Annotated in this window: 17 protein-coding genes; all 17 read left to right on the forward strand. The window is 67.3% G+C overall.

What is annotated here, in order from left to right; all coding sequences use genetic code 11:
- Window positions 1-47 precede the first annotated feature (47 nt).
- Complete coding sequence (locus AC6I0Y_RS05085; RefSeq protein WP_497733502.1) at window positions 48-530, forward strand: transposase; 483 nt, start codon at window positions 48-50, stop codon at window positions 528-530.
- A 23-nt stretch (window positions 531-553) separates the two neighbouring features.
- Window positions 554-1,390, forward strand: a complete 837-nt coding sequence (locus AC6I0Y_RS05090; protein WP_497733504.1) for an IS3 family transposase — start codon at window positions 554-556, stop codon at window positions 1,388-1,390.
- Window positions 1,374-1,895 (forward strand): helix-turn-helix domain-containing protein, encoded by a 522-nt coding sequence (locus AC6I0Y_RS05095; protein ID WP_217983490.1) that lies wholly within the window; start codon window positions 1,374-1,376, stop codon window positions 1,893-1,895. The genes AC6I0Y_RS05090 and AC6I0Y_RS05095 overlap by 17 nt, the downstream gene beginning before the upstream one ends.
- Window positions 1,838-2,740 carry an IS3 family transposase gene (locus tag AC6I0Y_RS05100; protein WP_160214616.1) on the forward strand — a complete coding sequence of 301 codons (903 nt, stop codon included), beginning with the start codon at window positions 1,838-1,840 and terminating at the stop codon, window positions 2,738-2,740. Before AC6I0Y_RS05095 ends, AC6I0Y_RS05100 begins: the two co-directional genes overlap by 58 nt.
- Before the next feature lie 245 nt (window positions 2,741-2,985).
- Entirely contained in the window at window positions 2,986-8,433 is a 5,448-nt protein-coding gene (locus AC6I0Y_RS05105; protein ID WP_497733507.1) for a hypothetical protein, read from the forward strand.
- A gap of 453 nt (window positions 8,434-8,886) precedes the next feature.
- Window positions 8,887-9,786, forward strand: a complete 900-nt coding sequence (gene dapA / locus AC6I0Y_RS05110) for a 4-hydroxy-tetrahydrodipicolinate synthase (RefSeq protein WP_160708848.1) — start codon at window positions 8,887-8,889, stop codon at window positions 9,784-9,786.
- Between the two features lie 84 nt (window positions 9,787-9,870).
- Window positions 9,871-11,766 carry a ribonuclease J gene (locus AC6I0Y_RS05115; protein WP_497733509.1) on the forward strand — a complete coding sequence of 632 codons (1,896 nt, stop codon included), beginning with the start codon at window positions 9,871-9,873 and terminating at the stop codon, window positions 11,764-11,766.
- A 121-nt stretch (window positions 11,767-11,887) separates the two neighbouring features.
- Entirely contained in the window at window positions 11,888-14,524 is a 2,637-nt protein-coding gene (locus AC6I0Y_RS05120; RefSeq protein WP_497733511.1) for an FtsK/SpoIIIE family DNA translocase, read from the forward strand.
- Window positions 14,525-14,563: 39 nt separating this feature from the next.
- A complete protein-coding gene (locus tag AC6I0Y_RS05125) occupies window positions 14,564-15,664 on the forward strand; it encodes a helix-turn-helix domain-containing protein (protein WP_160708842.1) in 1,101 nt (366 codons plus the stop codon).
- 61 nt (window positions 15,665-15,725) lie between these two features.
- A complete protein-coding gene (locus tag AC6I0Y_RS05130) occupies window positions 15,726-16,223 on the forward strand; it encodes a YajQ family cyclic di-GMP-binding protein (protein WP_497733513.1) in 498 nt (165 codons plus the stop codon).
- Between the two features lie 9 nt (window positions 16,224-16,232).
- Entirely contained in the window at window positions 16,233-17,588 is a 1,356-nt protein-coding gene (gene rimO / locus AC6I0Y_RS05135; protein WP_497733515.1) for a 30S ribosomal protein S12 methylthiotransferase RimO, read from the forward strand.
- A complete protein-coding gene (gene pgsA, locus AC6I0Y_RS05140; RefSeq protein WP_497733517.1) occupies window positions 17,585-18,778 on the forward strand; it encodes a CDP-diacylglycerol--glycerol-3-phosphate 3-phosphatidyltransferase in 1,194 nt (397 codons plus the stop codon). Before rimO ends, pgsA begins: the two co-directional genes overlap by 4 nt.
- 266 nt (window positions 18,779-19,044) lie before the next feature.
- Window positions 19,045-20,106, forward strand: coding sequence for a recombinase RecA (gene recA, locus AC6I0Y_RS05145; protein WP_160708836.1), 1,062 nt, complete (start codon window positions 19,045-19,047; stop codon window positions 20,104-20,106).
- Between the two features lie 3 nt (window positions 20,107-20,109).
- Window positions 20,110-20,793 (forward strand): regulatory protein RecX, encoded by a 684-nt coding sequence (locus AC6I0Y_RS05150; RefSeq protein ID WP_497733519.1) that lies wholly within the window; start codon window positions 20,110-20,112, stop codon window positions 20,791-20,793.
- Window positions 20,794-21,138: 345 nt separating this feature from the next.
- Window positions 21,139-22,671, forward strand: coding sequence for a ribonuclease Y (gene rny, locus AC6I0Y_RS05155; RefSeq protein WP_160708832.1), 1,533 nt, complete (start codon window positions 21,139-21,141; stop codon window positions 22,669-22,671).
- A 3-nt stretch (window positions 22,672-22,674) separates the two neighbouring features.
- Window positions 22,675-23,763: an ATP-binding protein gene (locus AC6I0Y_RS05160; RefSeq protein ID WP_497733521.1), complete on the forward strand. Its 1,089-nt coding sequence runs from the start codon at window positions 22,675-22,677 to the stop codon at window positions 23,761-23,763.
- Between the two features lie 146 nt (window positions 23,764-23,909).
- Complete coding sequence (locus AC6I0Y_RS05165; protein WP_160708828.1) at window positions 23,910-24,236, forward strand: stage V sporulation protein S; 327 nt, start codon at window positions 23,910-23,912, stop codon at window positions 24,234-24,236.
- The last annotated feature ends 20 nt before the right edge of the window (window positions 24,237-24,256 follow it).

Below are 24,256 nucleotides of genomic sequence, written 5' to 3' on the forward strand. Positions count from 1 at the left end.
CCGGAAACAAAAGTTTCCGGTCCCACTCGCTTTTAAGGGGTGATGCCATGAGGCACTCTGCAAAGATACGGAGCGAAGCCGCAAGATGCTTCGGGATGGGCTACGGAGCGGATGCGGTCTCAGCTGCGCTGGGATTGAGCCGCCATACAGCGGGGAAGTGGCTGTACACTTGCAGGGCGCTCGGAAAGGAGGCCCTGTTCGTGACCAAGCACAAAGCCTACCCCCACGACCTCAAGGTCGAGGCCGCCAAGGCGGTCGTCGAGGGGAGGATGACCAAGCCTGAGGCCATGAGGGCCTATGGGATCAAGGGGAAGACCCAGATAGACACCTGGTGCCGGCTCTATCGCGAAGGCGGCCCAGACGCCCTCCTCCCCAAGCCCAAGGGCAGGCCGAGAAAGGGAGAGCCCGTCTTTTCCTCCCGCGAAGAGGAGCTCGAAGCGCGCGTGCGCGAGCTGGAACTGGAGCTGGAAATCCAAAAACGAATCAACGCCTTGGCGGACGAGATCGAGCGGAAGCGGCGGACTCGCTAAGGCGCGAATGCCCGCTCAGGCTCGTGCTCGACAAGCTTGAGCTCCCCAGGAGCACCTATTACCGCTATGCAGGCGGCCGCAATCCCAAGCCCGACAGGTGGTCCGAGGTGCGCCCCTTGGTGCGCGAGGCGTTCTCCCGCGCCCCCAACGGCTTGGGGTACCGTCAGATCGCCATGGCCCTCAGGGCCGAGCAAGGCCTTGCCATCAGCGGCAAGACCGTGCTCAAGCTGATGAGAGAGGAGGGGCTTTCCTGCCGAATAAGGCGCAAGCGCTACAGCTCCTACCGGGGAGAGGAGGGCAGGATAGCCAAGAACGCCCTGAACCGCGACTTCGCAGCGGGGGCTCCGATGGAGAAGCTCGTCACCGACGTCACCGAGTTCAAGGTGGCAGGGGGCAAGGCGTACCTGTCGCCTGTGATGGACCTCTACAACAACGAGATCGTGGCATGGTCGGTGTCAAGGAGCCCCAATATGGCTCAGGCGATGGAGATGCTGGACAGGCTAGAGCCGCTCCTCCACGGCCCTGCTCTCCTGCATTCCGATCAAGGCTGGCAGTATCAGCAGCCCTCCTTCCAGGGGCGCCTAGAGGGGATGGGGCTCGTCCAGAGCATGTCTAGGAAGGCCACGTGCTTGGACAACGCATGCATGGAGGGGTTCTTCGGGCACCTGAAGGACGAGTTCTACAGGCATCGCGCCTTCGACTCCTTCGATTCGTTCAAAGAGCAGATCGATGCCTATATTGCCTATTGGAACACCCGGCGCTATCAAGCTCGACTAAAGGGAATGGCCCCGGTGCAGTGTACTGCCTCCCATTTCTTGGACACGAGAAATGGGAGGCTTCTTTATGCCATCAGACCTTAGGATCAGATACGACGTCGATGTCCGCAGGGCCGCAGCGGAGCTCTTCGAGGAGGGCTATGGGTATCACGCGGCCGCGACCGTCCTAGCGCTTCCTCCTTCCGTTGTGAAACAATGGTGCTACAAGTTCGGCGCTGTTGGATTGGACGGATTGCTGCAGATGGGCGGACGACAGGTCAGATACACCTACGAGCAGAAGCTGGCCGCCGCGAAAGCGGTGGTCGAGGACGGCGAGAAGGTCCCCGATGCCATGGCGTCTTTCGGCATAGCCTCGAGGTCGGCGCTCCTCAAGTGGTGCAAAGCGTATCGGGAGGGCGGCGCTGAAGCCCTGCGCCCCAAGCCGAAGGGCCGACCCAAAGGGAGCGGGGCCGCGAAGGAAGGGATGACTCGCGAGCAAGAGCTCGAAGTCCGCGTCCGAAAGCTCGAGGCGGAGAACGCCTACCTAAAAAAATTGGCGGCCCTGAGGGCGGAGAAGAGCCTTCGAACCGGGAGAAGGCAGCGGCCGTAGCCGCGCTCTCAGGGCATTACCCGCTCGCTGATCTGCTGGAAGCGGCGGAGATGGCGCGATCGAGCTACTACTACGCGCTGTCGCATCCGAAGGCGCCGACCCGACCGGAGCTATGGGACGCCATAAGCGAGATATTCTCACGGACTCCCAACGGCTGCGGACATCGGCAGATCGCCATGTGCCTGCGCGCCGAGCGCGGCGCGCGCATCGCGGACAAGACGGTGTTGAAGGTCATGCACGAGATGGGGATCAGCTGCGGCATCCGCCGCGAAACCGACTATCACAAGTACAATTCGTACAAAGGCCTCGTCGGCGAGACCTTCGAGAACGTGCTGGGGCGCGACTTCGGAGCGGAGGGCCCTTGGCAGAAGATGGGCACCGACGTCACGGAGTTCAAGCAGGCGTGGGGCAAGGCCTATCTCGCGCCGATATACGACTTCGGGAGCAAAGAGATAATAGCGTGGTCGGTGTCGAAGAGCGCGAGCATGGCCCAGCAGCACGATATCCTCGATCAGCTTTTCTCCAGGATGCCGAAGGGCGCGACACCGATCCTGCATTCGGACATGGGCTGGCAATACCAGCAGAGGGCCTGGGCCGAGCGACTGAGAGAGCATGGCATCGTGCAGAGCATGTCGAGAAAGGGCAACTGCATCGACAACGGGGCTACCGAGCAGATCTTCGGTCATATCAAAGATGAGTTCTTCAAGGGTCGGAAATGGGCTACCTTCGAAGAGTTCAAGAAAGATCTGGACGCTTACATCGTTCATTGGAATACGAGGAGACGACAGGTTAAACTGAAAGGACTGACTCCGGAGGAATTCCGAAATCAGTCCTTAGCAGCTTAGTCCTTACTAATTCGTCCAAGTTTTGGGACGCAGTTTACAGTACCGGAGCCATTCGATAAGAGCCGCTTGAGAACTTTATTTATCCGTCCCGCTTTTGGGGTCTAGTTCACGGCGGCTCGCCCTTTTTCTTTCTCTTTCTGGTAGGAGCGAGCTATAATGAGATGTTCCTTACAGCTTGGTAACGGGAGCGCAACGGCGCGGCAATCGCCGGGGCGCCCCGAGACAGAGAGAGCCAGGAGAGAAGCATGAGGAAAACGCACCCCTTCCTGCGTTGCGCGCTCGCAGCCGCGTTGGCCTGCGGTCTGATGGTCCCGACCGCGGCCCTCACCGCGTTCGCCGACGAGGAAAAATCACCTACCCCCCCCCTTGCCACTGACGTAGGCGCGGAGACGGACGGGCCTTCCTCGGACGGTGAGTCTGCCACGCCTGCCGACGTCACGGCTGCGCTGGGGGATCTCACGCCTCGCGCCCTCGGCGCCGGCGCGCCTGCCACCCGCGAGGCCCAGACGGCAGGCGACTTCACCGTCGTAGGCGGCAAGGCCGCGACAAGCCAGACGGCGGGCGATGGCGACTACTTCTTCGAGGGAACCACCCTCCACATCCTCACCTCCACGCCGCTGACGGTGAGCACGGCGGCTCAGACTGCCCATAACATCGAGATTAACGCCGGTGTGAAGGCCGACCTCACCCTCGCGGGGGTGAACATCAGCACGACGCTCGCCCCCATCAATCTCGTCACCAACTCTGACGAGGACGGCGACGGCAAGAAAGTGACCAACGCCAACCAGATCAAAGAGAAGACGATGCTCTATCTTACTTTGGCTGATGGCACCACGAATAACCTTACCTGTGGCAATCAGACCACCACAGGCGCGCCTGCCATTCGGTGTGGATGGGGTTCTATCCTTGTCATTGATGACGGCATTACCAATGTGCGTGCCGGAGGCTCCAAGTTCAACCTTGATGACATTGTCACGCCCGAAAATGGTGCGGTTCCGCGTGATGTGACGCTGATAGGCGGCACGGACCTCGCATCTGGAGATCCCCTGATAAAGATGGAAGCGGCAGAAGCCGGTATTCTCAATGCCCAGGGCGGTGGCCATTCGGCGGGCATTGGCTCGGCAGCCAATGAGAATGCCGGAACCATCATCATCAATGGCGGCACCATTGTCTCGCGGGCGTGTCCCCTCTCCGCTGGCTGGGGAAACGCCAACGGTGCTGGTATTGGTTCGGGGTCCGGTGGCTCTGGCACCGTCATGATCTTCAATGGCGGCAATGTGAGCGCCTATGCCAGCTCTTGCGGTGCTGGCATAGGTTCTGCCCTTGGCTACAATGCTCCTGATCACATCGGCGGGGTTCCAAAGAGTGATGCCATCGACATTCCGAAGGGAGAGGCGCTCTCGGGCGGTTACAGCTTTATCGAAGCGCCTAGCCGGGTTCCGTGGTTTTGCTGTAGCGCGTATCACCAGTCCTGTCCTCATGGCGCTCATTATCTTCAAGCTACTGATGCCAATACCTATTTCACGGTGGCCGGTGATATCACGGTTAATGGTGGATTTGTATCCGCGAATAGTGGTGAGCATGGCAATGCCTTTGGCCAAAGCTGTGCCCATGGGCCTTCGTCCAACTACAACCATATCGTGCGCGTGACGGGAGGGACGCTGCTCACCAATACGTACGACATCAACAGCGGTAATCCGCCGCGTGCTGCTTTGGGAGCCCTTTTCGGTTACACCATCGTGACCGGCGGCTCGGTTATGGTGCAGTCGAAGTCTAACGGCAAGCCTGCCTTCCAGGGCATCGGCGGCACGGCGTTCAACACGCAGGGTATCGAGAACTGGGATGACGTGGAGGAGTACAAGGCCGCGCACGGTGGCGCCGGTCTGCCCGATACCGACAAGGTCTTCATGCTCACGGTGAACCTCAAGAACTCCGATGAGAAGATGACCGACGAGAAGATCACCAAGTTCAACCTGTACATCGGCGGCAAGAAGCAGAACTATGGCGCGCCCGCCCAGTTCGTGGATGGCAAGCTGTACCTGTGGCTGCCCGAGTGGGCGGCTGACCCCGATGCGCCGCAGGAAGTCCGCATCGAGATGTCGGTGCTCAAGGACGGCAAGTCCGTGCCCATCGACCCCCTCTTCATCACCAAGCCGGATGCGAGCAATCCCGACCAGACAGCTAAGCGCTGGATCGAGTTCGACTTTCCCGTAGACTACCAGAAGTACCTGACGAAGGACTACGACGGCCTGCCCTTCGATCCGCTCGAGGTAAGCGCGGAAAACCCCATCATCGTCAAGCGCGAGCAGGGTGACAACATCATCACGGAGACGCTGGACAACGGCGACGATGTCAAGTTCAAGTACCAGATGCTCAAGCAGAACGAGGCAGGGGAGTGGGTGCCCGACGGGCTCGAGTCCGCCGAGGGAGCCGAGGCACTGCCCGCCGACACGGGTCGCTTCTCCGTTACCATGATCTCCTATGAGTACGCCAAGCTGGACAACTACAAGGACAGCTACTGGGGCCACCAGGCCAAGGGCACGGCCGTCATCAACCCCGTTCCCGCAGTGCTGGAGATCGAGGGCGTGGAGTGGGGCCACCTCGACGTGGACTCGGGGGCCTGGCAGCCCATCGTCAAGGACCAGACGGCTGGCGGGGTGGCGGGCAACCGTCTGAAGCTCACCTTCAACATTCGCTCGGCCAACACCACCGCGCTCACCTGCAAGGCGCCCACGGGCAGCTTCCAGGTGCGCATCGACGGCAAGAAGGTCGGCGACCCCATCAAGCTCACCGCCGAGGCCTTCACCGAGTCCCCGCACTCCACTATCGAGGAGAAGGACATCACGGTGAAGTCCGCCTCCGGCGGCACCGAGACGCGCCATGCCACCGTGGTCACCTACTACCTCGACCCGTCCAATCGCGACGGGCTGCTCGACCTGCTGGAGTCGGCCGGAAACGGCGATGAGCACAAGGTGAACCTCGAGTACCTGGCCGACAAGAACTACATCCAGGGCGTTGACAAGAACCCCGACAACGCCGGCGAGGACGACGCCTTCATCGTGCCGGTGCCGCCTCAGGGCGATGTGAAGCCCGACGGCTCCGTCTCTATCGAGGACACCAAGCCCACGCCCCCGGGCCCCGGCACCGACCCTGACGACCCGGCGAACAAGACGAAGGTCATCCGCAAGACCATCACGGCCAGTTACGCCGCCTTCCATGACAAGACTAACCCCGACCTCCAGGACTTCTTCGCCCTGGCGCTCGAGTCCAGTTCGTCAGTGAAGCCCACCTATGCCGTGTCCAACGCGGCGGTGGCCGACCTCAAGTGGAACGAGGACGGCACGCCGGCCCTCGATGAGAACGGCAAGCTCCAGGTGGAGGTGAACAGCTGCGGCACCTCGGTCATCACCGTGGAGCAGAAGCCCAACGCGCTCTACACCGGCATCAAGTACATCCTGACGGTGAACGTGCTGCCTGACCCCGCCATCAAGCCGGAGATCCAGATCCGCCTGACCTGGCGTAACATCACGGCCATCAAGGAGGCTGAAGAGGCTGAGGTGCCGGCGGCCCGTCTGGCCCGCGCGCTCGTCGCCGTACCGGCGGACGCGGGGATCATGCCGCTCGCCGTGCGCGCGACGACCGACCGCACCCATACCCCGCCGCGTCCGGGAGACGAGCTCGAGTACACGGTGACGGGCCTCAACCTGACCAACGGCTCGGCCTGGCAGGCCGCCGAGCTCAAGGACGCCATCGACCAGAAGCTCACGCTGGACGCCGAGAGCGTCGAGATAGCTCCCAACTACGCCACGCGCACCGACAAGAGCACCGCGCTCGGCTCGGACGCCTTCTACGAGGGCTTCAACTGGGCGGGCCTCGACTGGACCAAGGTGCCGGCGGGTGGCGGCGATGATGGCTACGAGTTCGACGACGCCACCGCCACGCTCTCCAAGATGATCGGCTCGGTCTACGGCGGCCAGTCCACCTCCGTGCGCTTCCGCGCCACGGTGGCCGACGACCTGGGCAAGCGCCCGGGCGAGGACGGCAAGCTGCCCGAGATCACCAACAAGCCCGCGGGCGACGGCAGCTACGGCAAGCCGGAGAACGATCCCGGCGACACGACAAAGCCCACACCGCTTGACCCCGATAAGGACATCGACATCATCGGCGGCATCGACCCGAAGCCTGGAGAGCCCTCGGCTCCCGAGCCCATCCCCGTGCTGCCGAAGGATCCGGCTGCGCCCGACATCACGACGACGGTGGAGGTGGAGCAGAAGGCGCACACCGAGGAGCACGACGACGACCGCATCCTCGTGGGCGACACGCTCGGCGTCACCGTCACGTCCACCAACCACGGCAAGGACTCGTGTTTGACCGACGCCATCGTGAAGGTGACGCTGCCGCAGGGCATGGAGCCCAAGGAGGGCACCATCAAGCTCGTGGACGGCGCAGGCGTCGCCCATGACGTGCCGTTCAGCGCCTATGACCCGAAGACCGGCGTCATCGCCGTGAACGCGGGCGACCTCTACGGCGGCGAGAGCGCGGTGCTCACCTTCGACGTGGAGGTGGTCTCGGTGCACGACCCGGACAACCCTGATGACCCGAGCAATCCTGACAGCCCGGACAATCCGAGTAATCCCGACGACCCGGACAACCCCGGTACGCCGGGCGATCCCACGCCCGGGCGCCCCACCGACCCCGTCATCGAGGGCGGCACGCTCGGCGGCACGCCCACCGACGAGTGGGAGCGCGAGCATCCCACCGACCCGGACGTGGAGCCGGCCGACAAGCCCAAGCCCGGCACGCCCTTCGTGCCCACCGCGCCCTGGGAGGACCTGGAAGAGGAGTTCGTGACGCCCGACCCGGTGCAGCCGGTGATGCCCCCGGTGCTGCCCGCCAACCCGAAGCTGGAGGCCGACGAGGACGGCCCGGCCGACATCACGGTGAAGAAGACGGCCGAGAACCTGGACAGCGCCGACGGCACCACGCATGTGGGCGACGTCATCCGCTACTCCATCACGGTGGAGAACGCCAGGGCCAACACCATCTGGTACGACGTGGTGATCCGCGACGACGTGCCCGTGGGCCTGGAGCCGATGGCGGGGTCGCTGCGCCTCACCGACCGCGCCGGCACCGTGCATGAGGTGCCCGACGACGCCTACGACGTAGAAGCGCGTCGCCTGGCGGTCACCGCGGGCGACCTGCGCGGCCCGGGCTCCATCACGCTCACCTTCGACGCGCTCGTGACCGAGGAGGCGGCCGAGGGCGACATCGGCAACGTGGCCGAGGCATTCGGCACCACGCCCTCCGGTGTGGACACGGGCACCGTCGGCGGCGAGGCGGAGCGTCCCGTGGGCGGCACGCCCTTCGTTCCCGAGGACGGCTGGGACGCCTTCGAGCGCGAGCATCCTACGCTGAGCAACCCCGCGCCGACCTATCCTGCCGGCGTCACTGACAAGGGCGGCGTGGTGACCGAGCCACGGCCCGAGCCGACGCCCGACGGCACGGGCGATGGCCAGGGCGACAAGGGCTCGCGCACGCCCATCCGGCTCGCCCAGACCGGCGATGAGGGGCTCGGCATGTCGGTGGCCCTCGTGGCGGCCGCCGCGGCGCTCGGCCTTATGCTCACGGCGCTTGCCGCCCAGCGGCGCCGGCAGCGCGAGGCGCTGGTGGCGCGTCACCGCGGCCAGTGGTAGCGCGCGGCTGAGGACCGGCGGGGCCGGGGGAGCGACCCCCGGCCCCGCTTGCGTCTGGGGCGCGTTGCGCTTGGCCGGGCGGGAATTCCCCCTGTTTCCTGCGAGAAATGACGGGTATGCATGGGTTTCGCGCGCCGATGAGGGCCCTGCTGGCCTGCCTCGCGCGGCACGGCCATGCGCGACCTGGGGAAACGCCGACCTCCCTTGGACCTCGCCGTTCGCACGCAATGCAAAGCCGTCATTTCTCGCAGGAAATCCCCCGCCTCGCTGCCCGCCTCGCTCGCTCAGCGGCCTTCGCGGGACGGGCGGCCGCCGTCGGCTTGGAGGTTTGGCGAACTTCGCGGGACAGTCGGCCCCCATGCGTACATTCGTGGCATAATGGCGCATCGGCAAGCCCTTCCGACGCCGCTCGCGGCGTCTCACGATACGCGCAGATGGTAAGGAGACCCTCCCATGGCAGATGACGCCCCCCGCTTCGGCCGCCTGATCCCGGCGATGGTGACCCCCTTCGACGAGGATCGCGAGCTTGACCTCGACCGCGCCCAGGCCTTGGCCGACCGCCTGGTCGAGGGCGGCAGCGACGCCCTCATCATCAACGGCACCACCGGCGAGAGCCCCACGGTCTTCTACCCCCAGAAGATGGACCTCTTCCGTGCCGTGGTTGCTGCGGTGGACGGGCGCGTGCCGGTTATCGCGAACGTGGGCGACAACTGCACGGCCGACACGGTGGAGTTCGCCAACAACGTGGCGCCGCTGGGCGTGGACGGCTTCATGTGCGTTGTGCCCTACTACAACAAGCCGCCGCAGGAGGGCATGTACCAGCATTTCCGCACCATCGCCGATGCGGTGGAGCTGCCGGTCATCCTCTACAACATCCCCGGCCGCTGCGTGGTGAACATGGAGGCCGAGACCACCCTGCGCCTGGCGCACGACTGCCCCAACGTCATCGCCATCAAGGAGGCGTCGGGCCGCATGGACCAGGTGGAGCGCATCGTGGCCGAGGCGCCGGCGGGCTTCTCCGTCTACTCGGGGGATGATTCCGCCACCCTCGAGATCATGCGCCGCGGCGGCGTGGGCGTCATCTCCACCATCGCGAACGTGGCTCCGGCCCGCATGAAGGAGATCGTGGACCTGTGCGCGGCGGGGGAGTGGGAGCGCGCCGGCCAGGCTAACGAGGCCCTGCTGCCGCTCATGGAGGGGCTGTTCGCCACCTCTAACCCCATCCTCGTGAAGGAGGCGCTCAAGCTCGCGGGCTTTCCCGTGGGCGGCGTGCGCCTGCCGCTCGTGGATGCCACGCCCGAGCAGTCCGAGACCCTGGCCGCCATCATGCGCCAGGTGGGCGTTCTGGCCTAGGGCCGCGCCAAGACGCGTCGAGTCGCCGGCCCGCCCGTCGCGGGCCGGCGTTTTTTGGAAACAAGGAACAAGAAAAGGAACCAGATGACCAACGAGAAGAAGGAAGGGGCCGAGAAGGCCCCGCAGAAGGAATCCCAGCGCCAGGACGGCGCTTCCCGGGGCGGCCGTGAGGGCGCGAAGCGTCGCACCCGCTCCTTCCGCCACGAGAACCTCAAGCGCGAGCGTCCGCAGCTCTCGCGCGACCAGGCGTCCGCGAAGGGCAAGCAGCCCGCGAAGGGCGGCGCCTCGAAGGATGCGCGCCGCATTACCGGCAAGGGGAAGGATCCCCGCGCCAAGCTCCGCATCATCCCGCTCGGCGGCCTGGATGCCATCGGCAAGAACATGACGGCGCTTGAGTGCAAGGGCGACATGATCCTCGATGACGCGGGCCTCATGTTCCCCGACGACGACCATCCGGGCATCGACCTCATCCTGCCCGACTACACCCACGTGCTGGAGAACGCCGACAAGCTGCGTGGCATCATCATCACCCACGGGCACGAGGACCACACCGGCAGCCTCCCGTACCTGCTCAAGGATCTTGACCGCACGGTGCCCATCTACGCCACCAAGCTCACCCTCGGCCTCATCGAGGGCAAGTTCGCCGAGCACAAGGTGAAGAACGCCAAGCTCATCGAGATCAAGCCCGGCGACCAGATCAAGCTCGGCTGCTTCACGGTGGACTTCTTCGCCGTGAACCACTCCATCCCCGGCGCGGTGGGCGTGTTCTTCCAGAGTCCGGCCGGCAACGTGCTTCACATGGGCGACTTCAAGCTCGATCAGACGCCCATCGACGGGGTGCACACCGACTTCGCGGCGCTGGCCCGCTTCGGCGAGATGGGCGTCGACCTCATGATGAGCGACTCGACCAACGCCACCAACCCCAACTTCACGCCGTCGGAGGCGGAGGTGGGCAAGACCCTGCGCACCATCATCTCGCAGGCGAAGGGGCGCGTCATCATCGCGTCGTTCGCGAGTCACATCCACCGCATGCAGCAGATCTGCGACGCGGCCCTCGCCAACGGCCGCAAGGTGGTGGTCACGGGCCGCTCGATGATCCAAAACACCGACATCGCGCGACGCCTCGGCTACCTCAACATCGCGGACTCCGACCTCATCGACGCCTACGAGCTCAAGGGCATTCCGCCTGAGAAGGTGGTCATCATGTGCACGGGCTCGCAGGGAGAGCCTTTGAGCGCGCTTGCGCGCATCGCCAACGGCGAGCACAAGACCATCGACATCGAGCAGGGCGACACCGTCATCATCTCGGCCACGCCGGTTCCCGGCAACGAGAAGGCGGTCACCCGCGTCATCAACTCGCTCGCCAAGATCGGCGCGGACGTCTACGACAAGTCGCGTGCCCGCGTGCACGTGTCCGGTCACGCCGGCGCCGAGGAGCTCAAGATCGTGCTCTCGATGGTCAAGCCCAAGGCCTTCATGCCGGTCCATGGCGAGGCCACGCACCTGCGCGCCCATGCTCAGCTGGCCGAGGCCACGGGCGTGCCGGCCGAGAACATCTTCGTGATGGACAACGGCGACGCGCTCGAGCTCTCTGCCAAGGGCGTCGAGCGCGGCGAGGGCGTCCAGAGCGGCATCGTCTTCGTGGACGGCCTGTCGGTGGGCGATACCTCCCAGGACGTGCTCGACGACCGCAGCGCCCTGGGCGAGCAGGGCTTCGCCTCGGTGGCGGCGGCCGTGGACTTCAAGCGCAAGGAGGTCGTCGGCGAGGTGCAGGTCATCATGCGTGGCATCACCGGCGGCGATGACTACTACCTGGCCGAGGAAGCGCAGAATGCCCTTAAGGGCGCCCTCCGGCGTCAGCTGTCTAAGGGCGGCGGTGCCAAGGAGCTGCGCAAGGTGGCGCGCGACGCCATTCTCTCGCTTCTCTGGGAGCGCACCAAGCAGCGCCCGATGGCGATCGTCAACATCCTGGAGGTCTAGGGCAACGGCGCTCATGCGCTATACTTGATAGGTTAGGCCGCAGCGACGCCCTCAGGGGCGTCGCTCGCACACGGCGGACGCCCCTGAGGGCGCCTGCGAAAACGCAGCACTGAAACGAAGCATGAAGGAGCGGGGCGTGGCCCGGAAGTCGACACCAACCCAGCAGACCAGAAAACCCAGCCAGGGACGCAAGCCCTCCCAGGGCAAGACGCGCAAGCCGGCGGCCCGCGCCGCTGAGGAGGCGCGCGTCTTCGACGAGCGCACCCGCCGCGACATCGTGGGCGTGCTGTTCATCGTGGCCGCCGTCGTGCTGATGGTGGCCGCCGTCCTGCCCGCGGGCGACGCCATCGTGGCGTCGTTCCTCTCCGAGGCGCTGCGCCTTACCTTCGGCGTGGGCGCCTACCTCGTGCCCCTGTTCCTCGCTGCCATCGGCGTGACCATCCTCGTGCGCTTCGAGCGCGAGCGGGTGCCCGTGCGCGCGGCCATTGGGCTCGCGCTCATCCTGGTGGCGCTGCTCGGGCTCATCGCGCTCGCCTCGCCCATCTCGTCGGGCGCCTACGACCAGCTCTTCCTGCGTCAGCTGCTGCTCTCCCACGGCGGCTACATCGGCGCGGGCATCGCCTGGGCGGGCTATCTGCTGTTCGGTCCGGTCATCACCGGCGTCATCCTCGTGGGGCTCATCGTGGTGGGCGTCATCGTCATCGGGTTCTCCGTTTCCAAGCTCATCGAGACCGTGCAGCGCAAGCGCGCCGAGCGCGAGGCCGAGCTGGCCGCGGTCGAGGCGCCGCCCTTTGCCCGCATCCTGCGCGGCCGCGGTCGACGCGACAGCGCGCCGGTCTGGGAGGACGAGAGCGCGCAGGACGATCTGGCTGACGACCTCTCCAGCGCCCGCACGCGCGTGCTCGGCGCCTCCGATCCTGCGGAGGAGCCGGCCGCCAAGACGGTCTCGCTCCTCTCGCCTGAGCGCTCGCACCGCCGCCATTCCCGCCGCTTCGCCGATGATGATGCGGGCGAGGCGGCATCCGTGCCCACCCAGGCGCTCACGCGCCCACTGGCCGAGCCCGACTTCGACGCATGTCCCGAGCCGGAGGAGGAGACGCCCGAGCCCCCCGCCACCATCACGCGCAAGCTCGGCGCCCGCCACGGTCGCGCCGAGGCGGCCAAGGCCCAGCCGGCCGAGGCTCCTGCCGCTACGGAGACGCCCAAGCCCAAGGCGAAGCGCGCCCCTAAGGCCGCCGCTGCGCCCGAGCCGGCGGACGGCTTCGTGCTGCCTCCCCTCGACCTGCTCGTCCAGGGCGACGGCAAGACCGCTGGCGCGAGCGATGACGAGCTCGAGGAGACGGCGGCCAGCCTCCAGGAGACCCTGGAGGACTTCGGCATCATGGTCAACGTCGTGGGCTGGGTGGCCGGGCCTACCGTGACGCTGTTCAAGGTGGAGCTGCCGCCCGGCGTGCGCGTGAGCCGCATCACGGCGCTCAACGATGACATCGCGCTCGCGCTCGCCGCGCCCGGCGTGCGCATCTTCGCGCCCGTCCCCGGCACGAACTACGTGGGCATCGAGGTGCCCAACCGCACCCGCAAGACGGTCTACCTCACCGACGTGCTCAAGGACGTGGGGGAGGGGCCGATGCAGATCTGCATCGGCAAGGACGTCGAGGGCCACTCCATCACCGGCGACCTGTCGAAGATGCCCCACCTGCTCATCGCCGGCACCACCGGCTCGGGCAAGTCGGTCGAGATCAACGCCATGATCATGACCATCCTCATGCGGGCCACCCCCGCCGAGGTCCGCTTCATCATGATCGATCCCAAGCGCGTCGAGTTCAGCGGCTACAACGGCATCCCCCACCTCTACGTGCCCGTGGTCACGGAGTGCAAGGAGGCCTCGAGCGCGCTGTCGTGGGGCGTGGCCGAGATGGAGCGCCGCCTCAAGCTGTTCAGCAAGGTGGGCGCCCGCAACATCGGCTCGTTCAACGCCAAGGCCAAGGCGGCCAAGGAGGCCGACGAGGCCGCGCGCGCCGCCGGCCAGGAGCCCGAACCCAACGAGTTCGGCGATCCCTTGCCCTACATCGTCATCGTCATCGACGAGCTGGCCGACCTCATGATGAACGTCGGCAAGGAGGTGGAGTTCTCCATCAGTCGCATCGCCCAGCTGGCGCGCGCAGCGGGCATCCACCTCATCATCGCCACCCAGCGCCCCTCCACCAACGTGGTCACGGGCCTCATCAAGGCCAACATCACCTGCCGCATCGGCCTCACCGTGGCCAGCGGCATCGACTCGCGCGTCATCCTCGACTCCACGGGCGCTGAGAACCTCTGCGGCTACGGTGATCTGCTCATCGCCAAGCCCGAGTACGCCAAGCCCCTGCGCGTCCAGGGCCCCTACGTCTCCGACGACGAGATCAACGCCGTGGTGGAGCACCTCAAGGCCCAGGGCGAGCCGGAGTACCACTCGGAGATCCTCCAGACCAACGTGGTCACGCTCGGCGCGTCCTCGCCTTCGGGCGACGGCGGCTCGGAGGCCGACGACCCGCTTCTGTGGGAAGGCGCCGAGATCGTGGTGTCGAGCGGCCTGGGCTCCACCTCCAACATTCAGCGCCGCCTGAAGGTGGGATACGCCCGAGCAGGCCGTATAATGGATCAACTGGAAGAAAAGGGCGTCGTCGGGCCCGCCAACGGCTCCAAGCCGCGCGAGGTGCTCGTCGACGAGATGGAGCTCGAGACGCTCAAGGCGTTCGAGGCCCAGGACGCGGACTAGGGCTGCCGGCCCGCCGCGCGGATAAGAGGAGTAGAGACTATGGCGCGACAGACTGCCTTCGGCGACATCTTGCGCGACGCGCGCAAGCGCAAGGGGATGGATCTCTCCACGGCCGCGCGGCGCCTGCGCATCCGCCCTGACATCCTGCGGGCCATCGAGGAGAGCGACTTCGCCCGCATGCCCCCGCGCGGCTACACCACCAACATGGTGAACGCCTACGCGCGCCTGGTGGGGCTCAACGCCACGGAGGTCGGGCGACTCTACAAGGAGCAGGCCTATGCCTTCGAGGTGGGGCGCGTGCGCGATGACGCCCGGCCCGAGGAGCCGCTGGGCCGCTCCAGCCGTACCGCGCGCGGCGGGCGCCCGCGTTCCGAGCGTCCCCGTGAGGAGCGTCCGCCGCGACACAACGCCTTCGGCCGCGCGCTCTACGACGACCGCACCGACGAGCGCGGGCGCACCTACGCAACCGACCGGGTGCATCCCTCGCGCCACGGCTCGATGCCGCGCCCCCAGTACACGAACCTCTACGCGCCGCCCAAGGTTTCCTCCGGCGGCTCGCGCCTTCCGCTCGTCATCGGCGCCGTCGTCATCGTCGTGCTGCTCATCGCCGTGCTGTTCCTCACGTTCTGCAACCGCGCGCCCGCCCAGCAGGAGGTGCCGCAGGTGCCTATCACCGGCCTCACCGACACGTCGAACCAGCCTGCGTCAGGCGGCGGTTCCGGCGCGGGCGCCGACGCCCAAGGCGGCACGACTGCCGCCACGCCGCCGGCCGTGGCCCCCACGAGCGCCAAGTTCAGCTACGAGGTGAAGGAGGGCGAGAAGGCCTACATCGAGGTGTACCTGGACGGCTCGAGCGGCGCCGACGTGGCCGAGACGGTGCAGGGCCCCGCGACGAAGGACTACAACGTCACCGGCACGCTGCGCTTCGTGACGAGCAACCCCGACGGCGTCACGCTCACCCTAGACGGCGAGGAGGTCGAACCCACCGACAGCCGCGGCAACGGCGTCTACACCTACACGGTGGACTTCCCGGCCATCCTGGCCGCGTGGGAGGAGGAGCACGCCCCGGCTGACACGGGCGGAGACGGCGAGGGCGCCTCGGGCGCCGCGTCGGGCTCGGGCGAGGGCACCGCTGACTAGCATCATCCCGGCGGCCCCGGCCGCCTTCTGAGACAAGACCCAGATGAAAGGAGCCATCCCCATGGCCAAGGAATCCAGCTTCGACGTGGTGTCCACTGTGGACATGCAGGAGGTCGACAACGCCTTCCAGCAGGCGAAGAAGGAGATAGCCCAGCGCTACGACCTGAAGGACTCGGGCGCTGAGATCAGCCTCGACAAGGCCAAGCAGACCATCACCGTGGCGGCGCCGTCCGACTTCGTGGCCGGGCAGGTCATCGACGTTATCGGCTCGAAGCTCGTGAAGCGCGGCATCGACCTGGCGGCCGTCAAGTGGGGCGAGGCCCAGGCGGCCACGGGCCAGTCGGTGCGCCGCGTGGCCACCGTGGTGGACGGCATCGACAAGGACACCGCCTCCAAGATCAACAAGGACATCAAGGCCACCAAGCTCAAGGTGAAGGTGCAGATCGAGGGCGACAAGCTCCGCGTGTCGAGCGCGAGCCGCGACACCCTGCAGGAGGTCATCGCCTTCCTCAAGGGCCAGGACTACGGCCAGCCGCTCCAGTACGTCAACTACCGCTAGGAGCGCGCGTTGGAGGCAACCTCTCATCAGGGCGCCGAGGCAGGGCGCGCCGAGGCGCCGGCGCGCCCCGTCTGCTTCATAACCCTCGGCTGCGCCAAGAACGAGGCGGACACCGCCGCCATGGAGCGTCGCGCCGTCGCCGCGGGCTATCGCCTGGAGGACGACCCGGAGCGCGCTGACGCCATCGTCGTCAACACCTGCTCGTTCATCCAGAGCGCCACCGAGGAGAGCATCGAGGCGGTGCTCGACGCCGCCGGCCTGCCGCGCGTGGCCTCGGGTGGCACGCGGCTCGTGGTGGCGGGCTGCATGCCCGCGCGCTACGGCGACGAGCTGGCCGCCGAGCTGCCGGAGGCGGCCGCCTTCGTCCCCTGCTCGCGTGAGGACGACATCGTCGCGGTGCTCGACGGGCTCTTCGGCGTCGAGCGCGCCGTGGGGGAGATCTCGGCCGACGAGGGCGCGGCCGCCCGGCCCGCGGGCACGTTCGGCTACGTGAAGATATCCGACGGATGCGACCGCTGGTGCTCCTACTGCGCCATCCCGCTCATCCGCGGGCGCTACCACAGCTTCCCCTTCGAGCAGGTGCGCGCTGATGTGGCGCGCCTCGTGGATGCTGGCGTGCGCGAGGTGGACCTCATCGCGCAGGACACGGGCCGCTGGGGCGCCGACTTCGACGAGCCGCGCGACCTCGCCTGGCTCGTGGACGCGCTCGCGTGCGAGTTCCCCGACACGTGGCTGCGCGTGATGTACCTGCAGCCCGAGGGAGTCACCGACGAGCTGCTGGCCGTGATGGGCCGCCATGCCAACGTGTGCTCCTACCTGGACATCCCGCTCCAGCACGTCTGCGAGCCGGTGCTGCGCGCCATGAACCGCCGCGGCTCGCGCGCCTCCTTCGAGGCGCTCGTCGGGCGCATCCGCGCCGCGTTGCCGGACGTGACGCTGCGCACCACGCTCATCGCGGGCTTCCCCGGCGAGGGCGACGAGCAGTTCGAGGAGCTGCTCGACTTCGTGGCCGAGGGCCTGTTCGACTACGTCGGCGTGTTCGCCTACTCCCGCGAGGAGGGGACCGCCGCCTTCGACCTGCCGGGCCAGGTAGACGAGGACGAGAAGGCCGAGCGCGCCCAGCGCCTGCGCGACGCCGCCGATGCCGCGTCCGCGCCGCTCATCGCCGCGCGCGTCGGGCGCGTGGCAGAGGTGCTCGTGGAGGGTGCCGAGGAGGACGGCCAGCTGTTCGGCCGCGCTCAGTGCCAGGCGCCGGACGTGGACGGCGTGACCTACCTCGACGCCGGCGAGCCCGGCCAGGTCGTGGCCGCGCGCATCGTCGACACCCTGCTCTACGAGATGGAGGGCGAGGTGCTCGAATCGTGAGCGCGCCGGTGAGCGCTGAGCGCCTCTGGACGCCGGCCAACGTCGTTACCGTCGTGCGCATCTGCCTCGTGCCCGCCTTCGTGGTGGCGCTTCTGAGCCCCTGGCCCCAGTGGATGGGGCTCGTCGACTTCAGCGATCAGGCGAAGAGCCTGGTGGCAGCGGGCGTGTTCATCCTCATATCGTGTACTGACTGGGTGGACGGCTACCTCGCGCGCAGCCGCGGGGAAGTGACCGACTTCGGCAAGTTCATGGACCCGCTGGCCGACAAGATCCTCGTGGCGGCGGCGCTTCTGGCCCTCGTGGAGCTTCAGGCGCTGCCCTCCTGGCCCGTGCTCATCATCCTCGCGCGGGAGTTCATCGTGTCTGGTGTGCGCATGGTGGCCGCGAGCCGCGGCGAGGTGATCGCGGCCAGCTGGTACGGCAAGGCCAAGACGGTCTTTCAGATCGTGGCCATCGTGCTGTTCATCGTGAAGGACGGCCTGGAGCTGCCGGACGCAGCGGCGGCTATGGGCAGCCCGCTGTACGTGACGTCGTGGGCGGTCATGGTCGTGGCGCTCGTGCTGACCATCGTGTCGATGGCGGACTACCTGGCCAAGGCCCGCCACCTGCTGGGGTTCGGCGCCCCGCGCGGGAAGGCAGAGGCGGCCGATGCCGAGCCCGCGCGGCCGGAGGCGGCCGACGCTGAGGCGCTCGAGGTCCGGGTGGGCGCGCTTGCCGCGCAGGCCGTGGCGGCCCTCGAGGCGGCTGGGCTGACGGCGGCGTGCGCCGAGAGCCTGACCGGCGGCCTCATCGCGGGTGCCCTGACCGCGGTGCCGGGGTCGTCGGCGGTGGTGCGCGGCGGCGTGGTGAGCTATGCCGCCGAGGCCAAGCGCGACGTGCTCGGCGTGAGTCCGCGGGCCCTCGATGAGGCCGGCGTGGTGAGCGAGCCGGTTGCGCGGCAGATGGCCGAGGGCGCGCGCGAGCGCCTGAGGGCCGATGTCGCCGTGGCGGTCACCGGCATCGCAGGACCTGGCGGCGCCGAGCCTGGCAAGCCGGTGGGCACCGTGTGGATGGCCGTGGCCGAGGCTGAGGGCAGCGCCGCGCGCCTGTTCTGCTTCGAGGGCGACCGCCAGGCGGTACGCCTCCAGACCGTGGCCGAGGCCCTCATCGCCCTGCGCCGTGCCGCCGAGGGCCGCGCCCCCTTCTGCTGACGGGGCGCCGCCGCGCGTAGGTCGCGGGGCGCCGGGGCGCCGCCCCCTGGCGTCACGGAGGCGCCGGGGCCGTGCGCGGCGCTCGATGGGACGCTCCCGCCCCGCCGAGCGCATGCCGACGAACGCCCGCAGGGGCCGCCTAGGGTGATGCGGAGGGGTGGCTTCCGCGACGTTTCGGAAAATCCCCTTGACGTGCAAACAGGTGTTCGTATAATAGACGAAGACCGAAACCGCGCCCCGTGCGCGTGGACCCTGAAGGAGTGGGAATGAACGAAGAAAAGTCGAAGATGCTCAAGATCACCACGGATCAGATCGAGACGAAGTTCGGCAAGGGCTCCATCATGAAGCTGGGGGAGGGCGGCGCCGATCTCAACATCGGCGTCATCCCCACGGGCGCCCTCGCCCTTGACGCGGCGCTCGGCATCGGCGGCGTACCGCGCGGCCGTATCATCGAGATCTACGGGCCCGAGTCGAGCGGCAAGACCACCCTCGCCCTCCAGATTCTCGCCGAGGCCCAGGCCATGGGCGGCATCGTCGCTTTCATAGACGCCGAGCACGCGCTCGATCCGGTCTATGCGGCGCGTATCGGCGTCGACATCGACGAGGTGCTCATCTCCCAGCCCGATACCGGCGAGCAGGCGCTTGAGATCTGCGACATGCTCGTGCGTTCCGGCGCCATCGACGCGGTGGTCGTCGACTCGGTGGCCGCGCTCGTGCCCCGGGCGGAGATCGAGGGCGAGATGGGCGATACCACGGTGGGCCTCCAGGCGCGCCTCATGTCCCAGGCCCTGCGTAAGCTGGCGGGCTCGCTCTCGAAGTCGAACACCACTTGCATCTTCATCAACCAGCTGCGTGAGAAGATCGGCGTCATGTTCGGCAACCCGGAGACGACTACCGGCGGCCGTGCCCTCAAGTTCTTCTCGAGCGTGCGTATCGACATCCGTCGCATCGACTCCATCAAGCAGAACGGGGACGTGGTGGGCAACCGCGTGCGCGCCAAGGTGGTCAAGAACAAGGTGGCCCCGCCGTTCCGCCAGGCCGAGTTCGACCTCATGTACGGCGAGGGCATCTCGCGCGAGGGCTGCATCGTCGACATGGCCGTCGAGTGCGGCGTGGCCAAGAAGAGCGGCGCCTGGTACACCTACGGGGAGGAGCGCCTCGGCCAGGGCCGTGAGGCGGCGAAGCTCACCCTGCGCGAGAACCCTGAGCTGCGCGAGGAGGTTGAAGCTAAGGTGCGTGAGGCCTTCGATATTCCCGTGCTCACCGTCGACCCGGATGCCGCCGACAGCTTCACCCCGGCTCCCAAGGCCACGGGCAAGAAGAAGTAGCCCGTGGCATCCAAGGCTGAGCTCATAGCCGGCCTCCGTGCTGAGATCGAGGCTGTCACGCGGGAAGGCGCCGGCGCGCCTGAGCGCTCCCGGGCTGGGAGGGCCCAGGCGTCCTGCGCGACGGCCCCCGCCCGCGACGGCGGCCGTGCCGGAGCGGGCGATGCTCGCCGGCAAGGCGAGCATGCTGGGACCGGCGGGTCGCAAGGCGGGTCGGATTCTGCGGCCGAGCCGGAGTTGACGGCGGAGCGGGCGTTCCAGAAGATTCTGCGGCTCGCAGCCACGCGCGAGCAGTCAACCGTGCGCCTGCGGGGGCGCCTCGCCCGGGACGGCTATGCGGAGGAGGTGGCGGAAGAGGCCATCGCGCGGGCCGTTCGCGTCCATGCGGTGGACGACCGCCGCTACGCCGAGGCGCTCGTTCGCATGCGCGTGGCCGCGGGCAAGGGGGTGGAAGGCGTGCTCGCCGAGATCGAGGAGCTCGGCCTTGACCCTGACGAGCTCGAGGCGCTGGGGGAGTACCGTGCCGCCGGGGAGGAGGTCGACGTGGAGCGTGCCCTCGCCCTGCTCGACCGCCGTCCGCCCCGTGCCAAGAACAAGCGCGAGGCCGCCTACCGCAAGCTCATCCAGCAGGGGTTCGGCTCATCGACCGCCGCCACGGCCGCCCGCCGCTGGGCGGAGTCCGTCCGCTAGCCCTCGCGCCCCCTTCTCACAGCGACGTCCTCTGCGGCTGGCCCTCATCCTCCCCGGCGCCGGGAGACTTGCGCGTGGTGGCGGGCTTGGGACGGCCCTGGCGGACCCGGGGAGAGGGGCCGCTTCTTTCCCGTGCTGTTTTTCGGTCTTTGGTCGGGCCCTCGGGATAATACGCTATACTTTATGATAGCTATGAGCGATGTGTACCCGCAGGGTATTTGACTATAGAGACAACCCTATACCGCACCTGCCCTTCGCGTCTATTGCTCATGCCCGCCCGAAGCGGGCATTTTTACTGTGCAAACCAACCTGACCGAAACCAACCCGCAGACGAAAGGGGAACCAATGCCCGAGATCATCTGGCTGGTCATCGGTGCCGTCGCCGGCATCGCCCTCGGTTTCGTCGCCACGCGCTTCCTTGCCAACTCCGCTACCAAGCGGGCCGCCGAAGAGGCGGCCACGGTGGTCGAGAACGCCAAGCAGCAAGCCGAGACGATGCGACGCGAGGCCGTCATCGAGGCCAAGGACCAGGCCCTCAAGTACAAGCAGGAAGTCGAGAACGAGAACAAGGAGCGCATGCGCGAGGTGCGCAGCGCCGAGAACCGCATCTCCCAGCGCGAGGAGTCGCTCGACCGCCGCAGCGAGACCCTTGATGCGCGCGAGCACCAGATCTCGTCCCTCCAGGGACAGATCGAGCGCCGCGAGCGCGACCTGGACGAGGCTGAGGTCGAGATGGGTCGCCGTCTCGAGCGCGTCGCGGGCATGTCGCCTGAGGAGGCCAAGGAGGAGCTGCTCGATACCATCCGCGACGAGGTGACCCACGAGTCGGCCGCCATCATCCGCGATGCCGAGGCCCGCACCAAGGCCGAGGCCGACAAGAAGGCCCGCATGATCCTGAGCCTCGCCATCCAGCGCGTGGCCGCGGACCACTCGGCCGAGAACACCGTGTCGGCCATCCACATCCCCTCCGATGACCTCAAGGGCCGCATCATCGGCCGCGAGGGCCGCAACATCCGCTCGTTCGAGCAGCTGACCGGCACCAACCTCATCATCGACGACACGCCTGAGTGCGTCACCATCTCGTGCTTCGACCCGGTTCGCCGCGAGATCGGCCGCGTCACCATGGAGAACCTCGTGGCTGACGGCCGCATTCATCCGGCGCGCATCGAGGAGATGTACGGCAAGGCCGTCGCGCTCGTGAACCAGCGCGTGCAGGAGGCTGGCGAGCAGGCTGCCTTCGACACCGGCATCCACGACCTGCACCCGGAGATCGTGCGCACCCTTGGACGCCTGCGCTACCGCACCTCCTACGGGCAGAACGTGCTCAACCACTCGCTGGAGGTAGCCTATCTCTCCGGCGTCATGGCCTCTGAGCTGGGGCTCGACCCCATCCCCGCCAAGCGCGCGGGCCTGCTCCACGACCTGGGCAAGGCCATCGACCACGACATGGAGGGCAGCCACGCGGTCATCGGCGCCGATCTGGCGCGTCGCTTCGGCGAGCGTGCGGAGATCGTGCACGCCATCGAGGCGCACCATGGCGACGTCGACCCCAACACCGTCATCGACGTGCTCGTGCAGGCGGCTGACGCCGTCTCCGCGGCACGCCCCGGCGCGCGCAAGGAGACCCTCGACGCCTACATCAAGCGCCTCGAGAAGCTCGAGGAGATCGCCAACGCCCATGATGGCGTCGAGCGCACCTACGCCATCCAGGCCGGCCGCGAGGTTCGCGTCATGGTGAAGCCGGAGGTGGTCGACGAGGCCCAGTCCGTGGTGCTGGCTCACGACATCGCCCATCAGATCGAGAGCGAGATGCAGTATCCCGGCCAGGTGAAGGTCGTGGTCATCCGCGAGAGCCGCGCCGTCGACTACGCCAAGTAGCCCATGACAGAGGATTCGCTCGGCTCCTTCGTGGAGTCCGTGTGCGGCGAGAGCCATCTCCGGGTCGAAGATGACCTCGGGGATGGCTTCGTCCGTCTTAGGAGCTCCGAGGCGGAGCGCCGGCAGGCGGCTCAGGACATCCGCTGCACGGAGGACATCGTCATCGAGATGCTGCGCAACGCCCGCGACGCCGGGGCGCGCAACATCTTCCTCGCCGTCCAGCGCGACGACACGGCCCGCTCGCTCGTCATCGTCGATGACGGCGCCGGCATCCCCGAGGCCATGCACAGCCGCATCTTCGAGCCGCGCGTCACCTCCAAGCTCGACACGGCGCGCATGGACAAGTGGGGGATGCACGGGCGCGGCATGGCGCTCTACTCCATCGCGGTGAACGCCGAGGAGGCGCGTGTGGCCTCGTCGGCGCCGGGGCTCGGCTCGGCGCTCGCCGTCACCACGGACCTCGACCGCCTAGGCGAGAAGACGGACCAGTCGACGTTTCCCAGCTTCGAGGTGCAGGAGGGCGGCGCCCATGCCATGCGCGGGCCGAAGAACATCCTGCGCACCGCCGCGGAGTTCGCCCTCGAGCACCGACGCGACTGCAGCGTCTACTGCGGCTCGTTCACCGAGGTGGCGGCCACCCTCTACGCCTTCGGCATGGCCACCACCTCAGCCGCTGCGCGGGCCTTCTGCGAGGACGCGACGGCGCTGCCGGCAGTGAAGCGCCTCGCGGCGGCGGCTGACCCCGCCGCGCTCGCGGCGCTTGCCGACGAGATGGGTCTCACGCTCTCCGAGCGGAGTGCGCGGCGCATCATCGACGGGCAGATCGGCCCGGTGCCCTCGCTTATGGACCGCCTCCAGGCAGAGAGCTTCGCACGGCCCGTCGCGCGCAAGGTTCGCCGTGCGCCGGCGCCTTCGAGGGACGGGCGCGGCCTGGTGCTCGCCCCTGATGACGCAGACGCGCTCAAGGCGTCGGTGGGTCGCGTGTTCGCTGACATAGCCGAGCGCTACTACCTCGATCCCTCAGTCGAGCCGGAGGTGCGCGCGGGGGGCGACGCCATTCGCATCACCATCCCCGTGGAGAAGCTCCGCTAGCTTGTTGATCAGGCGCGTTGCCGGTTGCGCTGCCTGGGGTTTATCGGTAAAATGACCGACAGCCTAACGGTTGGCCCCTCGGGGCATCGCACCGCGAAACGCAGCACTGAACGATCACCAAACGAAGCGCACGACAAGGACAACACGTGTCAACGACAGACCCCAAGCCGGAGATCGGCTGCCTGAAAGTTTCCTCCAAGTCTTCTCCCGCCTCGGTGGCGGGCGCCATCGCCGGCATGATCAAGGACGGCGTGGCCGTCGAGATCCAGGCCGTCGGCGCCGGCGCCGTCAACCAGGCGGTCAAGGCCATCGCTATCTCCCGCGGCTTCCTCTCGCCCATCGGCATCGAGATCATGTGCGTGCCGTCCTTCGCCGACATCGTCATCGACGGCGAGTACCGCACGGCCATCCGCTTCGCCGTGGAGCCTCGCTACCTGCGCGGCACCGCTGATGGGGGAGAGACGCGCTCGTAGGCGCCCGGCGTGCCGGGGAG

The sequence above is a fragment of the Adlercreutzia sp. St.1H8 genome, assembly GCF_059728655.1.

What these genes read in the sequence shown, in the direction of transcription:
- AC6I0Y_RS05085 (WP_497733502.1), top strand. Translation starts at nt 48, where the DNA reads ATGAGGCACTCTGCAAAGATACGGAGCGAAGCCGCAAGATGCTTCGGG.
- AC6I0Y_RS05095 (WP_217983490.1), top strand. Translation starts at nt 1,374, where the DNA reads ATGCCATCAGACCTTAGGATCAGATACGACGTCGATGTCCGCAGGGCC.
- AC6I0Y_RS05105 (WP_497733507.1), top strand. Translation starts at nt 2,986, where the DNA reads ATGAGGAAAACGCACCCCTTCCTGCGTTGCGCGCTCGCAGCCGCGTTG.
- dapA (WP_160708848.1), top strand. Translation starts at nt 8,887, where the DNA reads ATGGCAGATGACGCCCCCCGCTTCGGCCGCCTGATCCCGGCGATGGTG.
- AC6I0Y_RS05115 (WP_497733509.1), top strand. Translation starts at nt 9,871, where the DNA reads ATGACCAACGAGAAGAAGGAAGGGGCCGAGAAGGCCCCGCAGAAGGAA.
- AC6I0Y_RS05120 (WP_497733511.1), top strand. Translation starts at nt 11,888, where the DNA reads ATGAAGGAGCGGGGCGTGGCCCGGAAGTCGACACCAACCCAGCAGACC.
- AC6I0Y_RS05125 (WP_160708842.1), top strand. Translation starts at nt 14,564, where the DNA reads ATGGCGCGACAGACTGCCTTCGGCGACATCTTGCGCGACGCGCGCAAG.
- AC6I0Y_RS05130 (WP_497733513.1), top strand. Translation starts at nt 15,726, where the DNA reads ATGGCCAAGGAATCCAGCTTCGACGTGGTGTCCACTGTGGACATGCAG.
- recA (WP_160708836.1), top strand. Translation starts at nt 19,045, where the DNA reads ATGAACGAAGAAAAGTCGAAGATGCTCAAGATCACCACGGATCAGATC.
- rny (WP_160708832.1), top strand. Translation starts at nt 21,139, where the DNA reads ATGCCCGAGATCATCTGGCTGGTCATCGGTGCCGTCGCCGGCATCGCC.
- AC6I0Y_RS05160 (WP_497733521.1), top strand. Translation starts at nt 22,675, where the DNA reads ATGACAGAGGATTCGCTCGGCTCCTTCGTGGAGTCCGTGTGCGGCGAG.